Here is a 14,645-nt window from a genome sequence, read left to right on the forward strand (position 1 = left end):
ACTTCAGTTTTATTAATGTCTACTTGACAGGGGTAAGATCAATTAACCAACGTCAGCCTATTTTTTATAGATATAGATAGAGTGCCAGAATCAGAAAGGTTGCCATTTGAGCTTCTTCGCTTCATTGTAACGCTTTGCCACCTCGGGCCAATAAACGACATTCCACCAATCGGCAATATAGTCCTTACGTTGGTTCTGGTGTTTCAAATAGTAGGCGTGTTCCCATACGTCCAGTGGGAGAAGTGGTACGATGTCCCACTGTGATAGGTTCTGATGCTTCTCTGCTGTCAGTATTTCCAGACGATGACTACGTGGACTCCAGACAAGAACGGCCCAGCCACCGCCTTCAACCTTTTCAGCGGCTTTGGAGAATTGATTATGGAAAGCATCATAACTGCCAAAATCCGATTTGATTTGTTCCAGTAATTCACCTTCAGGTTTGCCACCACCTTCAGGGCTCATCGTATCCCAGAATATCGTATGTAGGTAGTGCCCCGCCCCGTTAAATGCTAGTTCTCGTTCCCAGTGTTTCACCAGATCAAAATTACCTGATTTCCGGGCCTCCTGGAGTTTCTTCTCAGCAACATTTAAATCATCTACATAGGCTTTATGGTGTTTGTCGTGGTGGATGCGCATGGTCTTCTCATCAATGTAAGGTTCAAGTGCATTGTAAGCGTAAGGTAGTGGGGGCAGGGTATGTCCCCCGATCGGTACGGAACGATTGGGTTCTCTTATATTACTGTCCTTACGCACCTCGGGTGTAGGCAGATCAGTGTTCAGTTCGCTGAGCTCTTCTTCTAGAATATCTTCAGAGAGGGGAATGTCCCTGCTTATCATGGTATGAGAACCGACAATAGTTTGGTAGTGAGGGTCTAGAATAGCTGGGGCATTGTTAACATTGCTGGCGAGTTCTCCAGGGCGGTTGAGGGTTTCAAGCACGCAGAGGAAATATTCCGATTCGCGAATGATATGCAGCAGCACTGTTTTTGCAAGCGGAACTTCTCTTACAGCGATACTTTGCTCCAAAATACAATACAACTGTCTTATGAATTCATGCGATTGCCGACAAGCTACTTCGAGGAGTTGTTCGGTTTGCTGTATTAACAGAGGGTCACAAGCGGCTTGTTCTGAAGATAGGGCATATTGTAGCAAAATATGGGCGGACTGCTCTACCTCAGCAAAGACCTTTTGCCACTCACTAAGTAGGTTTACGTAACAAACTTCTAAACTAGGGATGATTGCTTTAATGACATCAGTGTGTTCTTTCTCCTGCTCCTTCCAAAAGCGAATTTCTTCTAAAATTCGGACAGGCAAATAAGGGCCATAAACGAATAGCATAGCTAACCTCCTAAAGTTCTCATCGCTATTAAATACCTATTCGAGAGAAGGTTTGGACTATGCTATCGTTAAATGGCCCCCTTGAGTGCAACAGGTGAATTAATTAATCGGTAGATGATAATTCAATATTGCTAAGGAAGTTGGATACTTTGCGTAAATACTCTTTCGGATGCTCGCGGAAAATCATTTCATGATGTGCACCTTCGGAAATCCATACCCCAGATGCAGGATTAGTCTGATTCTCAGCCAATTGCTCAGCGATCGGATAAGGAGCCTTCTCGTCCTCAGTTCCATGAATGAATAGGGTTGGGAAAGGATAGTCTTTCGATTTCACCTCAGAATATGGGATTTGTCGAAAACTTGTGCCATTGAGTGCCGGAAGTAAAAGACCGATAATTTCCAAAGAGGGATGCCTTGGTAGATTGATATTCTGCCGGATGTTGTGATACATCGTATCTGGTTCCAACAGAAAGGTGCTATCGAGTATCATTCCGTCGATATCTTGGCTGGTCAAGGCAGCCTGCAGTGCAGTCCCAGCCCCCATGGAGAAGCCCCAAATGACGAGCTCTTGCGCACCAAGTTGTTTGGATAATTGAATTGCTCCAAGGAGTTGTTCCTTTTCTTTCTTGCCACCGGTAGCTACTTCCTTGCTGTTCTGAGCAGCAAATCCATAATCAAACATCAGCACATTGTAGTTCAAGCTATGAGCGAAGTGGGCCAGATCGTACATTGGAACCCAGGTTTCTTCGCGATTTGCTCCATATCCGTGACTAAATATGATCGTTTTCTTAGATTGATCTGCGGGAATATACCAACCTTGCATGATCCGACTTCCGTCAGCTGCGGGAAAAATGACATCCTGATACTCTAAATCTTTAGAAAGCTTTGGATTCGAGTACAGAGGGGCTACTGTCGGATTGGATAGAACCCAGGCAATGTATCCGTGTAAGGAAACAAAACAGAATATTAGAAAGAATAGGATGGATAGTAGAAAAGCAACAACGATATGCTTGATACTGATATGCCGAGCTGATATCACAGAAGGCGTAGCTTCATTCATCTCGGATTTTAGGGAGAGGTGGCTTTGGCTCGTTTGGCTCATGGTCTCTCCTCCTAAACAATTTTAATATTATATTTAAATTATATGAGTAGATCGAATGAAAATTCAATCAAGTTTTGTCGAATAAAGGCGGTTCACTATGAAACTATCGTAAGACTAGCACTCTATAAAGTCAATAATTGACGGAATGGAGTGTTTTCCATATAATTTATGTAACCACGTTTCATGTAGTGAAACCGGAGGGGGTAGACTGAATGGAAGACCGCAAATTAACGGTTCGTGCTGTTGAACGAGCGCTTGATATATTGATGTGCTTCACCAAGGGGAGCGATCTTGGACTTACTGAAATCTCCGCAAGGATTGGTATACACAAAAGTACTGTGCATAGGCTCTTAGCTACACTAGAGGATAAGGGTTTTGTTATACGTGATACATCAACAGAGAAATACCGTCTTGGGATGAAAGTTTGGGAGCTATCGGCTCACTTATCCCAGAATGATGATCCAGCGATTCTATTATTACCACAAATGGAACAGCTCCGTGACCGCTTAGGCGAGACAGTTAGCTTATACCTACGTGATGGAATTGATCGGTTGAGAATTGGAGCTGTCCAGAGCAATCAGGCGATTAGACGGGTTGCCGTCGTGGGTGCAAGGTTGCCGTTATATGTGGGCGCATCTAGTAAGGTGCTGGTTGCCTATGCCGACGAGGCAGTATTAAATGCTGTGCTGGAGGATCGTGAGTGGCCTCCTACAATCGATCGGCAGGCTTATGTGTCTCAATTAGAGGAGATACGTAAGATTGGGTATGCTACAAGCTATGAGGAGCGGGAGCCTGGGGCGGCTGCGGTTTCTGCACCCATCTTTGATCGAACGGGAAAGATAGCAGCGGCTTTATCGCTATCAGGACCCGTGAGTCGACTGTCACCACAAACGCTAATCGAATTTAGTCCTGTGTTGATTGAAGCGGCACGAGAAATGGGTATGATGATACATTCTTCTTAAGTGGGAAAATTCCTTAACTAATACAAAATGACCGATCAAGGAGGTTAGCCTTGGTCGGTCATTTTATTTACGCATGAAGACAAACTTTTTAGAATGTACTGTATCCAGACGGTAGGGTTCCACGGTCACGAATATTTCGAATTTGAGTTAGTGTTAATCTTTGATTAGTTGAGATTAAGGATTCGACATCTTGACCTGAGATAAAATCATCTAGGTCTGCAATATTGTGGTTTCCACGAAGGACACGGAAGTTTCCACGAAATCTTGTTCTAGTAAATAGAACTAATGTTGCATTAGAACTTGTGGAGAAGAAACGAAGACTTTCAATTCCATCAAGGATACTATCTGTATTCCGAATTCCTAGATTCCCTCTGAGAATTCTGCTTGAGCCACGGAAATTTTCTTCGGAGAATATAGTGAGCCGTGGAAAAACCTGAGATATACTTACTTCTTTTGATAATGGCAATGTTATCATCTCCCTTCTGAAAACACTATATGATGAATAGTAGAAGGGTGATTGGATGAGAGCATAGAAAGTAGAATAAATAGATAAGGGACTATCCTTAGTAGATAAATCTACTAATGGAATAGCCCCGTTTTTAATTTACGATATTTGATAGGGAAGAATGATCTTTATTTTATGTTTTGAACCCATGCGGCGATATCGTCAATAATGGCTTTGGATACATTGGATGGTAGGGCATATTCTGCAGCCACTGATACCCCATCGTATTCAGCTAGTAAGTGATTCACTTTAGGATACGATTTATATTGGACATCTTTGCGGTCCTTCAGCGCTGTTTTCCATCCGTCGAATTGATTAATCGATACTTGGACATCGTTCTCCCCCTGTAAGATTAACATTTGTCCGGATTGTTTCTTGGCAAGCTCAGATGGTTTATACCCTTTTTGCTCAAACCACCAATAAGAAGGTTGGAATGGGAATTGAGCTGGGAGGTTATCCACTGAATACTGCGGATCGTTTAACATATCGGACATGCTCTTAATTAATGCGGCACTTTGCTCATAAGGTGTCGTATCTTGACCCAACCCTTTAAGACGGGATACTAGCTCCACTTGCTGCTCTGCCATAACATTAATGAATGTGTCACTAGGTCCAGCCAGCAGAATGCTACCAGCTATATCGCCGTTCTTATCGGCGTCCAGAATAAGTGGCATAGCGAGACCGCCTTGACTATGTCCTGCGACAAAGATGCGGGAAGCATCGATATTGGGATTTGCTTTAAGTAACTCCACGGCTGAAATAGCGTCATCAACAGTTTCTTTTTTTAATGTAAATTTAGGCTGTGAAGCCACTTTGAATGTATGCTCGTAGGTTACTTTGTCGTATCTAAGTACTGCAATACCTTTGGATGCAAGACCTACAGCAAGGTCACGGAACGGCTTTGACCCGCCGATAGCGGAGTCACGGTTATGCATACCTGAACCGTGAACTAACACAACGACTGGAAATGGCCCTTTGCCAACTGGAGTAGTGAGCGTTCCGGGTAGGGCGAGCGCACCTTCACCCACGACAACTTCCTGTTCAATGTAGGAAGAGGCAATATCATAGGATGGCTTTTGATAATTTGAAGCGGAAGAAACGGCAATGAACATGTCGTCAATTTGACCCGCAAGATTTAGTCTTAGCGTTAGGTCAAAGGGAATGGCACCCTGGAACGTATAGGTTACATTCCGGTGAATAGCATTACTGCTCTCGTTCTTGATGGGATCTCCTTTAACACCACCGAACTGAGCTGCGAAACTACTCCATGCTGTATTAAGGAAAGCTTCAGGGAGGGAAGTGGACGATGTTGAACTAATGTATTTGGCAGCGTTGGTTCCGTCCCCGGATTTCAGCAACTCAAGGAATATATCAGCGGTATCAGCAACTTCAGCGGCTTCCTGAGACGTCATTGCTTTGGTAATAAAGTCTGCATCAACTAAGGTGTGACCGGATACGAGACGGAATGGTTGGTTTAAAGCGACAGACTTCCCGTCAATTAATGCCTTTTTTTCGCCGATTTTAAAGGTAATTACATGATTGTTGTTAGTAAGGGTAACACTTTGCGTACTCTGATTCCATTTGATCTCTGCACCAATCTTAGCTGCTACATCCCGTATGGGAGTTAGCTTTGACCCATTCTGTACAGATGCAGCAGAGGTTGAGAGTGCTGGTAAGGTAAGTGTGAGTGCCAGAGCAGTTGTTGCAACTACATGGAACTTCTTGTTTTTCTTGGACATGGGGGTTCCTCCTAAGAATCTGAATTAATAGTTATCTATCTACTGAATTTGCAGTTATTTTGCAAATTCGGTGACCAGAGTAATGATGCCGATAAGGCCAATAAAGATAATCCAGGACATGGGATTTGCTGTATTAATTGTCCATCCGATACCTGACCTTTTTTCCACCCATATTGCGGGGTCCTTGGGGTTGAAATATATGACTCCAAGCTTCCAATAAGCATCATCATTCACGGGCTGTATGGGGGAACCAATCTCTGAACGTTCGATTCGGCTACCGCCCTGTCCGGTAGTAAAGGCGAGGATTATGGCAAATAGGACAATGAAGACCGGAACCAGAATACTCACGAATGCTAAGATCTCTACCTTCATGGGATAAATCATGTTCAACTGAATAAAGGCGAATAGGAATGTTATTGCAAATGCGGATAACAGCGTAAACAGAGACCATTTACGGCGAAATACGATGTTTCGTCTGATGGAGCGTTCAGGATCCCCAGCATGGATCTGTTGTTTACTGCTCGAAATACTATGGTTGACCATCAGGAACACTAAGAGCATGATCACTTGCATGATATTCGGGAACAAGACGGACCAATAGGACTTGGCAGCACTACTTATGACGTTACCCTGGAAATCAAATTTCATTGCAATTGTTGCTGGAATTCGGTCGTAATTGGCAAAGACAAAGATCGTACAAATTACGGTGATAGCGAAATGAACCAGAAACCATTTGTTCGAAAGTATGAGCTTATGCTGGCGAAAACTAGTATCAATAGCTAGGATTGTCTTGCCACCGGTGGGACCAGGTGGAAGGGAAGGTTTGAGTTTTTTCATTTTAAAATAAAAGGTGAGGTTCATAACAACAGATACGATGATCATAACGATCACACAAGCACCTACAGTTATCGATTGACCCAGATCTCCTATTTGCACCAGTACGATGAGACTAGCTAGGAGCAAAATACTATAGATCACGACACTGATAGAAGCAAACTTCTTACGCATCTTGCGTAGAAGATCACTACGGTAATGCTCTTCACTAACCGAAACTCCGAAGCTGATCGTTTCCCTGGTGAAATAGGGAGTAAAAGCCAGGACGGCAGCTATGGGAAGAAAAAGCATTATCAAGATAAAAGCAGAGAGTAGTTGCATTATGAAGTCTCCTTTCCACTATGTGTTATTTCTTCGTGAATAAGTTCGACAATCTGAAGTAATTCTTCCTTGCTCATGCCTCGGCAGATGGCTTCAGCAACGATGGGCTTGAGTTCTTGGCGCTGCTTATCACTGTATTCGGCCGTTACCGGAGGCATACCATCCGGATGGATAACAACACCTTTCTGGCGGTGAACTTGAATAAATCCATCTTGCTTTAGTAAGGTATATGCCTTGTTAACCGTATGAAGGTTGACACCGATGTCTGCTGCGAGACTGCGAACGGATGGAAGTGGTTCTCCAAGCTGTAAGCGCCCGCTCGCGATCCCTTCGATGATTTGATTCACTAATTGTGTATAGATTGGAACCTCTGATTGCATATCAAGTTCAATAATCAAGTGGGCACCTCCTTTATTCTAGCTGTTATAGTCATACTATAACAGCTAGAATATTCAAATGCAATAGAGTTCTTTTCTAATGGACTATTGCAAAAAAACGACTCCCCTCGTAAGGTAGATTAATCAACTCGTTAATTAATTTCGATTGACGGGAGAGGTACATTGATTCATAATGATACCCATACTAAACATATAAGATTAATTAGATAAGAGGGGGATCTGGCATGTCAAAATTTAGCGCATTTCGTAGGAAGTCGTTCTTGGTTGGACCTTTATTGATTCTTTTATTGGTTTTTGTGGCAGGATGCTCCGGATCAAAGAATGATCAGGGCCAAAATAAAGATGCAAATCAAACCGTAAATCAAGGAACTAACCAAAGCAAAGTTGCCGATCAACCTGCAGAAGGTGGCACTTTTACGTATGGTCGTCCGGCTTCTGTAAACTCATTGGATTTACATAATCAAATTACGTCAAATAATGCTTTTGCAATTGATAAAGTATTTGAACCGCTAATTTCATTTAATAGTAAGGGTGAAATTGTAGATTGGCTTGCAAAGTCCCATACTGTTAGTACAGATGGTTTAACTTATACTTTTGTATTACGTGATGGTCTGAAGTTCTCTAACGGAACTGAAGTTACTGCTGAGGACGCAGTGTTCTCACTTCAAAGGCATTTGGATGTTGGAGGTCCTTTGGCTATAGCAGCGCAGGTCGCGTCACTTAAGGCTCAAGACGCTGCAACCTTGGTGATTACGCTTAAAGAACCTTACACACCATTCATTTCAGAGCTAAGTAATTTCTCTAATGGTATAATTCCGAACAATTTTGGCGGCGTCTCCGAAGAGGAATTCTTTAAGAATCCCGTAGGTACTGGACCTTTTGTCGTTGAGACATGGGATAAGGCGGGTGATCTTACTTTCACCAAGAACCCTAACTATTGGCAGGAAGGTAAGCCTTATATCGATAAACTTGTCTACAAACTCATTGAAGATGACAGCCAAGCTATCAATCAGCTCAAGGCTGGTGAGGTAGACGCTATCGAGTCAGTAGCTCTTGGGAATGCTAATGAAATTAAGCAAGGGGCAGACACTACTGTGGTTACCAATGGTAGTTGGGTAACAGAACAGTTATTCTTCAATACGCTGGATGAGCATTTCTCTGATGTACATGTTCGTCGTGCGCTGGCACTAGCAATTGACCGTGAAGGATTGACCAATGCGCTTACCTTTGGTTATGCCCAGGTTGCAAACTCTTTGTTGCCACCGGCAATCCCCTACAACACAAACGATTCGATCAAAGCGCTGGGCTTCGATACAACTGCAGCCAAGGAAGAACTTGCAAAATCATCATTTCCTAGTGGGTTCTCGACGAAATTGCTTATCGCATCCGGAAACAGTGCAAGAGCTCAAGAGGCACAGATCATTCAAGCAGCTGCCAAAAGTATTGGTATAAATATTGAGATTGAATCCATAGAGTTGGCCTCATTCCGTGAGCGTTTCTTTGCTTATGATTTCTCAGCGATGATTAACAGTGGGCAGGCAGATTCTCCAGAAGCGAATTCGATCCTTGCTTTCCAGACAGATCCAGAAGGCTTCAGTAAGTCGTACTGGACTCATTACACGAACGATGAAGTTACTAAGCTCTTGTACGAGGGACAGAAAACGCTGGATGGGACAGAGCGTGGGGATATTTACGCCAAGCTTCAACAGACTCTTGCTGATGAAGTTCCCTATATTCCGCTTTATTACCCAGATATTTTGAAAGGTGTCCGTTCTAATATTGATGGGATAGTTGTACTTCCTAACGGCAGCATTCGTTTTGAGGATGTTCATATTAAAAATGATTAAGTCTAGCAACCTGCTAAGAAAATTCGTAGATATAGATTCACCGCGCAGATGGCTACTGCTTGCTCTTATAAGAGCAGCAGTAGTGATCATCTGTGTAGTGACGGCAGTCTTTTTCATTATAAGGATTGTGCCGGGAGACCCCGCCAAAATGATCTTGGGAGAGTACAGCACGCCTGAGGCTATCGAGAGTATGCACCATACTCTCGGGCTGGATCTTCCTCTTTGGGAACAGTTCGTGCGATTTGTGCAAAATCTCCTCATAAACGGAGATACCGGATCTTCGATTATTTCGGGTACCTCCTCAAGAGAACTTATTGCAGAGCGAGCTCCCGTTACGTTACTGCTTATTGCGATGGCTAGCCTTTTGGCAATACTTATTTCACTTGTGCTTGCCACGCTTGCAGCAACTCATAAAGATAGACTGCTTGATCATATGATACGGATTTTTCCTACTATAACACTTGGTATGCCAGTTTTTTGGGTGGGCTTGTTACTTATTTTGATTTTTAGCGTTCGGCTAGGGTGGTTTCCCGTGGGGGGAGTCGGTGAAGGTGTGACTGGAACACTACACAGTCTTATTCTACCTGCGATAACTGTCGCATTTTCACAAATTCCTACACTAATTCGTTCTCTAAGGGCACAAATGTTGGAAGTGCTAGAATCGGATTTTGTCGTCACCTTGAAGGCGGCGGGAATACCGAATAGGGTTATTCTAATGAAGCATGTTCTGCGTAATTCCGCGCTTCCTACCCTTATGCTCCTTGGCGTAAACATCTCCTACCTGATTGGTGGTACGTTGGTTGTTGAACAGGTATTTGGCATCAAAGGTATAGGAAGTTTACTTTTTTCATCCATTTCAAAACGGGATTTCCCGGTTATACAAGGTATAGCTCTTTACTGTGCGATATCTGTAGTAATCATCAGCCTCCTGATCGAAATCGCTTCCTGGCGGCTTGATCCCAGAACGAAAGGAAAATAATGAAACCCACACTATTAGACCTTCCATTGCAAGCGGACGATAAGAATAAACGTATCATCAATAGAATACTTAATACTCCATCTCTATTAGTGGGAAGTATCATGCTAATAATCTTGGTAGGCTTGGCTGTGCTGGCGCCGTTTATAAGCCCTTACCATCCTTCCGACCAGAATCTGTATGCTATCTTGCAGCCCCCATCATCTGAGCATTGGCTGGGGACTGATCAACTGGGACGTGATTTATTTACGAGGCTCATTTATGCCGCGCGGACGGATTTGAAAATCATGGTGTTGGCAGAGATTATACCTTTTTGCACGGGTGTGTTTCTGGGGATGCTTGCTGGATATTACGGTAAATGGATAGATACGCTTATTACATTAGTGACCGATACTTTTATTGCCTTTCCCTTCTATCTGATTGTAATTATAGTGGCCTTTGCCAGTGGCGCAGGTCAACGGGGGTTATATATCACCTTTATCTTGGTGGGCTGGATTGTATATGCACGTGTAATTAAAGGCCTTAGTGCATCGTTTCGCAAGCAGGAATGGGTAGCTTCGGCTCAAACCCTTGGGATACCAGGGGTAAAAATCATACTGCGGCATCTACTGCCTAATGTACTTCCCCAAGCAGTGGTAGTACTTATGACGGATATGGTTGGTTTGCTTGTGGCTATTGTTACGCTGGGTTATCTCGGTATCGGCATCGCGCCGCCTACTCCGGATTGGGGAACTATGATTTCTGATGGTCAATCCTTTATAACCACAGCTTGGTGGCTTTCAGCAGTTCCGGGACTCGCCGTCGTATACACGGGAATAGCGTTATCCCTTGTGGGTGATGGTCTGGCAGACTTATGGAGGAGAAAATGATTTCTATGAATCCGATTTTGGAAATAGAAGGACTGTCGCTTGCTGCAAAATCTAAAAAACAACTAGTCACCAATGTAAGTCTTTCGGTTGGAGCGGGCGAAAGCTTGGGGATTGTAGGCGAATCCGGATCAGGGAAATCGCTTACTTTGCGTTCCATCCTTGGTTTGCTCCCACGTGGTGTAGAACAAGTCAGTGGGGTCATCAAATGTGATGGTAGAGCTGCTATGATCTTTCAAGACCCGAGAGGAGCGCTTGATCCTCTATGTCCGGTTGTCCGGCAGCTTGCTGAGGTAGTGTACTACAGACAGAATGTAAGCCGGAGGGCTTCACGAACCATAGCTTTGGAACTGCTTGAAATGCTTGGTCTTCCTGATTCTTTAAAGCATACGGATCGATACCCTAGCCAACTTTCAGGGGGACAATGTCAACGTATTGTAATCGCCATAGCTTTAGCGTGCAAGCCGGGTATACTTCTTTGTGATGAACCGACCACAGCGCTTGACGTTACGGTTCAGCAGCAGATAATCGAGACAATTACACGACTTCAAAGCGAACTTGGATTTGCCATCGTGTTTGTAACTCACAATCTTGCCATTGCTGCTGCGATGTGCTCCAAGCTTTGTGTTATGAAAGAGGGTAAGATCGTTGAACGTGGTGACTCCTTAAGCCTTCTGCAAAACCCACAGGACCCCTATACGCAGATGCTTATTAATGCGGTACTTCCTTTACCAGAGTTTGAAAGGAGTGCAGGTGTATGAAGACAGCATTGCGGATAGAAAATTTGTCAGTTCATTATGGTAAATTTACTGCCTTGGACAACGTAAGCTTGGAGCTACAGCAGCATACTACACTTGGCCTCGTGGGCGAATCTGGTTCAGGTAAATCAACTCTTGCTCGAGTAATAGCCGGACTGATTACCCCTGATGAGGGACAAGTCGTGCTGGGTTCTCAAACACTAGGGAAGAAGCGAAGCCGGGAACAGCATAAAATGATCCAAATGATATTTCAAAATCCGGATTCATCGCTTAATCCAAAACATACAATTAGGCAAATTCTTGCCGAAGCGCTGCTGTTTCATAAAATTGTTGAACGTTCTGGGGTGGATAAAAGATGTAAGGAGCTTCTGGCGCGTGTTCATATCGACGAAAGATCCCTTGACAGATACCCTCATGAATTTTCCGGCGGTCAGCGCCAGCGGATTGCAATTGCTCGCGCCTTAAGCGTTGAGCCAAGTATACTTATTGCGGATGAACCAACGAGCGCATTGGATGTTTCGGTACAGCTGAGTGTGCTTGAACTCTTTAACCATCTCAAATCGGAGCTTAATCTAACGCTGCTGTTTATCTCTCATGACCTAGGAGTTATAAATGCGATAAGTGATACTGTTGCGGTAATGCGTCATGGAAAGGTTCTTGAGATTAACCCTAAGGAACAATTCTTTACTCACCCGGAGACGTCTTATAGCCGCGAGCTTTTGGCGGCTGTTACAAGAATGCCAACATCCAACATCGAAGGAGGTATTTCATAATGAGTCAAGATAATAAAGGATTTCGACCTCTTACTCTATCGGAGTTTGATACACTCACTCACTTGCTCTCTAAACTTTTATCAACTCAACAATCCCCGGTAATTATTCCGGGCGAGGCAATCCTGGGAATTGAGGCCATAGCAGCAGGCATATCCGCTCCCGGTCGCAAGATTCTCAATATAGTGACAGGTCCCTATGGAGATATTTTCGGAAAATGGCTTGAACGTGGTGGAGCAGAGGTCATTGAGGTTAAAGTGCCCTTTGATGAAGTAATAACGGTAGAAGTAGTTACTGCAGCGATAGAACGTTATAATCCATGTGCGCTTTCTTTCGTGCAGGGAGAAGCGGTCACAGGGGGCACTAATCCGACAAAGGAAATACTGGATATCGCACGCCGATCAAACCTCATAACCGTGGCAGATTCCGTTTCGGCAATCGGGGGAGAGCCGGTGCTTATGGACGAGTGGGGCATTGATTTTGTAGCTATTGGTGCACAAAAAGCGCTAGCCGGTCCCAACGGGATTAGCGCTGTGGGGATTTCCTCGCGTGGCTGGGAGTTTCTAGCTTCCAACGAACATGCACCACGTAATTCCATTCTATCCTTGCTTGACTTAAGATGTCCCCATACTAGTTCGGCTCCACTGAGAGTTCCCGCCAATATCCCTGTGTTAGAAGCCCGGGCACTTATAGAAGCATTAACACTTGTGGAGCAGGAAGGCTTAGAAGTAGTTAACCATCGTCATCAGTTAGCATCGACTACTGCAATTGCGGGGATTACAGCCTTAGGCCTTGAACCATGGCAACGGAAAGAAAGTGGCTACTCACCGCTGACTACAACTGTGCGGATTCCTCAAGGCGATAGCAATCTCCGTATCAATGAACCTATAGGCATTGTGGCTCCCGGAGATGGAGAACTGTATGGTAAGCTCTTACGCATTAATCATTTTGGTGCGAATGCTAACCAGCAAAGCATTGAACAAGCTATCACAACGCTAGCAGAACTAGTGCATCAAGACCCTGCAAATGCAATTGCTGTCCAAAGGTCAATCTGGGGGAATGAAGATGGGCGCTGAATTTCAACAAGATCAAACATTTGAAAAAATATATATTGCGGGGATAGCTGATAAGCGATTCGATATAACGATAAGTAATGGTCGGTTTTCGTCCATTCGTGAGTCTATAACCTCGACCGATCAACCCAATAATCTAGCCAAGGATGTATGGATTTCTCCGGGTATAATTGATCTTCATACGCATTTGGCATGGACGGATTTTGATCATGCTGATCAGTTAAAGCGTGCTGATCTGGAAGTAGAAGTCTTGCAAGCACAAGCTTTTGAGGCAACGCTACGGGCCGGAGTCACTACAGTGCGTGATGCGGGTGGACTTCAGCCAAGTACTGTACAGCATATAGGTCAGCATTACAACCAGCCGTTAAGAGTTCACACCTGCGGTGATATGCTTGGAGCTCATGATGCACGAGGGATTAAGTATTTGGAATCACGGGTCACAGAAATTATTAATTCGGGGGCAAGCTGGATTAAGATCCTTGCAACGGGGGGATTGGGTTCACCATCAGATACCGTATTGAACCCGATTTTTTCAGAGGAAGAATTCACTTTCATAGTGCGTAGCGCCCACGCACGGAACATAAAAGTATTGGTTCATACTTGGGGCGGGATTACTATTGACTGGGCTATTAATGCTGGTGTGGAATCTATTGAGCATGGAATGTATTTAACCGAGGCTCAAGCCAATCGACTTGCTCAATCCAAGACAGCCTTTGTGCCTACGGCTTCCATTTATCGTATAGCAGCAGATCCATCTGGAGTTCTTTCCTTGAACCAAGAAATTTGTGATCGTGCCGCTCGTGCCGCCGAAGCTCACCCTAAAGCCATTAATTATGCCAAGAGAGCAGGAGCACGAATTGCATTCGGTACGGATTATGCTACACCTGCGCTTCATGGATGCAACCTTGAAGAGTTAGAGACACTAATCGATTGTGGATTAACTCGTAAAGAGGCATGGCAAGCTGCTACGGAGTTTGCCGCCGAAGTTTTGGGATATGGGAACAGTCTGGGACGTATAGAAGAGAATTTCACAGCAGATGCGATTATCTTTGATGCTGATCCATATAAGTCGCAAAATGCTAAGGCTTTGCAGGAAAGTATCGTAACCGTAGTTACTGGAGTAGTAGAATAGAATTGGAATAACAAAATGTCCCAT

The 14,645-nt window shown here is 44.2% G+C and carries 14 protein-coding genes; 8 read left to right on the forward strand and 6 right to left on the reverse strand.

Annotated elements, in window-relative coordinates:
- Positions 1-90: 90 nt before the first annotated feature.
- Both EJP82_RS20560 and EJP82_RS20565 read right to left on the reverse strand, forming a co-directional pair.
- Positions 91-1,338, reverse strand: coding sequence for a Fe-Mn family superoxide dismutase (locus EJP82_RS20560; RefSeq protein WP_127193943.1), 1,248 nt, complete (start codon positions 1,336-1,338; stop codon positions 91-93).
- A gap of 103 nt (positions 1,339-1,441) precedes the next feature.
- Entirely contained in the window at positions 1,442-2,398 is a 957-nt protein-coding gene (locus tag EJP82_RS20565) for an alpha/beta hydrolase (RefSeq protein ID WP_425464360.1), read from the reverse strand.
- A gap of 254 nt (positions 2,399-2,652) precedes the next feature.
- On the opposite strand from EJP82_RS20565, the gene EJP82_RS20570 reads away from it, so the two are divergent.
- On the forward strand, positions 2,653-3,402 hold the full coding sequence (locus EJP82_RS20570) for an IclR family transcriptional regulator (RefSeq protein ID WP_127193945.1): 750 nt from the start codon (positions 2,653-2,655) through the stop codon (positions 3,400-3,402).
- A gap of 88 nt (positions 3,403-3,490) precedes the next feature.
- On the opposite strand, the gene EJP82_RS20575 is transcribed toward EJP82_RS20570, so the two are convergent.
- The 4 genes from EJP82_RS20575 to EJP82_RS20590 all read right to left on the reverse strand — a co-directional run bounded on the left by EJP82_RS20575 (position 3,491) and on the right by EJP82_RS20590 (position 7,199).
- Complete coding sequence (locus EJP82_RS20575) at positions 3,491-3,868, reverse strand: hypothetical protein (protein ID WP_246054338.1); 378 nt, start codon at positions 3,866-3,868, stop codon at positions 3,491-3,493.
- 167 nt (positions 3,869-4,035) lie between these two features.
- Complete coding sequence (locus EJP82_RS20580; protein ID WP_127193947.1) at positions 4,036-5,646, reverse strand: alpha/beta hydrolase family protein; 1,611 nt, start codon at positions 5,644-5,646, stop codon at positions 4,036-4,038.
- 54 nt (positions 5,647-5,700) lie between these two features.
- Entirely contained in the window at positions 5,701-6,801 is a 1,101-nt protein-coding gene (locus EJP82_RS20585; RefSeq protein ID WP_127193948.1) for a DUF1648 domain-containing protein, read from the reverse strand.
- Complete coding sequence (locus EJP82_RS20590; RefSeq protein WP_127193949.1) at positions 6,801-7,199, reverse strand: GntR family transcriptional regulator; 399 nt, start codon at positions 7,197-7,199, stop codon at positions 6,801-6,803. Before EJP82_RS20590 ends, EJP82_RS20585 begins: the two co-directional genes overlap by 1 nt.
- 224 nt (positions 7,200-7,423) lie before the next feature.
- On the opposite strand from EJP82_RS20590, the gene EJP82_RS20595 reads away from it, so the two are divergent.
- The 7 genes from EJP82_RS20595 to EJP82_RS20625 are packed head-to-tail and all read left to right on the forward strand — an operon-like array spanning position 7,424 to position 14,621.
- Positions 7,424-9,046, forward strand: coding sequence for an ABC transporter substrate-binding protein (locus tag EJP82_RS20595; RefSeq protein ID WP_127193950.1), 1,623 nt, complete (start codon positions 7,424-7,426; stop codon positions 9,044-9,046).
- The gene (locus EJP82_RS20600; protein WP_246054341.1) at positions 9,039-10,025 is read left to right on the forward strand and encodes an ABC transporter permease; all 987 of its coding nucleotides are present in this window, start codon (positions 9,039-9,041) and stop codon (positions 10,023-10,025) included. Before EJP82_RS20595 ends, EJP82_RS20600 begins: the two co-directional genes overlap by 8 nt.
- Positions 10,025-10,891 carry an ABC transporter permease gene (locus tag EJP82_RS20605; RefSeq protein ID WP_127193951.1) on the forward strand — a complete coding sequence of 289 codons (867 nt, stop codon included), beginning with the start codon at positions 10,025-10,027 and terminating at the stop codon, positions 10,889-10,891. Before EJP82_RS20600 ends, EJP82_RS20605 begins: the two co-directional genes overlap by 1 nt.
- A 5-nt stretch (positions 10,892-10,896) precedes the next feature.
- On the forward strand, positions 10,897-11,649 hold the full coding sequence (locus EJP82_RS20610) for an ABC transporter ATP-binding protein (RefSeq protein WP_246054345.1): 753 nt from the start codon (positions 10,897-10,899) through the stop codon (positions 11,647-11,649).
- Positions 11,646-12,419: an ABC transporter ATP-binding protein gene (locus tag EJP82_RS20615; RefSeq protein WP_127193953.1), complete on the forward strand. Its 774-nt coding sequence runs from the start codon at positions 11,646-11,648 to the stop codon at positions 12,417-12,419. The genes EJP82_RS20610 and EJP82_RS20615 overlap by 4 nt, the downstream gene beginning before the upstream one ends.
- Positions 12,419-13,492: a pyridoxal-phosphate-dependent aminotransferase family protein gene (locus EJP82_RS20620; RefSeq protein ID WP_127193954.1), complete on the forward strand. Its 1,074-nt coding sequence runs from the start codon at positions 12,419-12,421 to the stop codon at positions 13,490-13,492. The genes EJP82_RS20615 and EJP82_RS20620 overlap by 1 nt, the downstream gene beginning before the upstream one ends.
- The gene (locus tag EJP82_RS20625; protein ID WP_127193955.1) at positions 13,482-14,621 is read left to right on the forward strand and encodes an amidohydrolase family protein; all 1,140 of its coding nucleotides are present in this window, start codon (positions 13,482-13,484) and stop codon (positions 14,619-14,621) included. Before EJP82_RS20620 ends, EJP82_RS20625 begins: the two co-directional genes overlap by 11 nt.
- The last annotated feature ends 24 nt before the right edge of the window (positions 14,622-14,645 follow it).

This window comes from Paenibacillus anaericanus (genome assembly GCF_003994475.1).
In the GTDB taxonomy this organism is placed as follows: domain Bacteria; phylum Bacillota; class Bacilli; order Paenibacillales; family Paenibacillaceae; genus Fontibacillus; species Fontibacillus anaericanus.

Bases quoted from the DNA above. Each gene is read 5' to 3' on its own strand.
- EJP82_RS20560 (WP_127193943.1), bottom strand. From the start codon at position 1,338: ATGCTATTCGTTTATGGCCCTTATTTGCCTGTCCGAATTTTAGAAGAA.
- EJP82_RS20565 (WP_425464360.1), bottom strand. From the start codon at position 2,398: ATGAATGAAGCTACGCCTTCTGTGATATCAGCTCGGCATATCAGTATC.
- EJP82_RS20570 (WP_127193945.1), top strand. From the start codon at position 2,653: ATGGAAGACCGCAAATTAACGGTTCGTGCTGTTGAACGAGCGCTTGAT.
- EJP82_RS20580 (WP_127193947.1), bottom strand. From the start codon at position 5,646: ATGTCCAAGAAAAACAAGAAGTTCCATGTAGTTGCAACAACTGCTCTG.
- EJP82_RS20585 (WP_127193948.1), bottom strand. From the start codon at position 6,801: ATGCAACTACTCTCTGCTTTTATCTTGATAATGCTTTTTCTTCCCATA.
- EJP82_RS20595 (WP_127193950.1), top strand. From the start codon at position 7,424: ATGTCAAAATTTAGCGCATTTCGTAGGAAGTCGTTCTTGGTTGGACCT.
- EJP82_RS20600 (WP_246054341.1), top strand. From the start codon at position 9,039: ATGATTAAGTCTAGCAACCTGCTAAGAAAATTCGTAGATATAGATTCA.
- EJP82_RS20605 (WP_127193951.1), top strand. From the start codon at position 10,025: ATGAAACCCACACTATTAGACCTTCCATTGCAAGCGGACGATAAGAAT.
- EJP82_RS20610 (WP_246054345.1), top strand. From the start codon at position 10,897: ATGAATCCGATTTTGGAAATAGAAGGACTGTCGCTTGCTGCAAAATCT.
- EJP82_RS20615 (WP_127193953.1), top strand. From the start codon at position 11,646: ATGAAGACAGCATTGCGGATAGAAAATTTGTCAGTTCATTATGGTAAA.
- EJP82_RS20620 (WP_127193954.1), top strand. From the start codon at position 12,419: ATGAGTCAAGATAATAAAGGATTTCGACCTCTTACTCTATCGGAGTTT.
- EJP82_RS20625 (WP_127193955.1), top strand. From the start codon at position 13,482: ATGGGCGCTGAATTTCAACAAGATCAAACATTTGAAAAAATATATATT.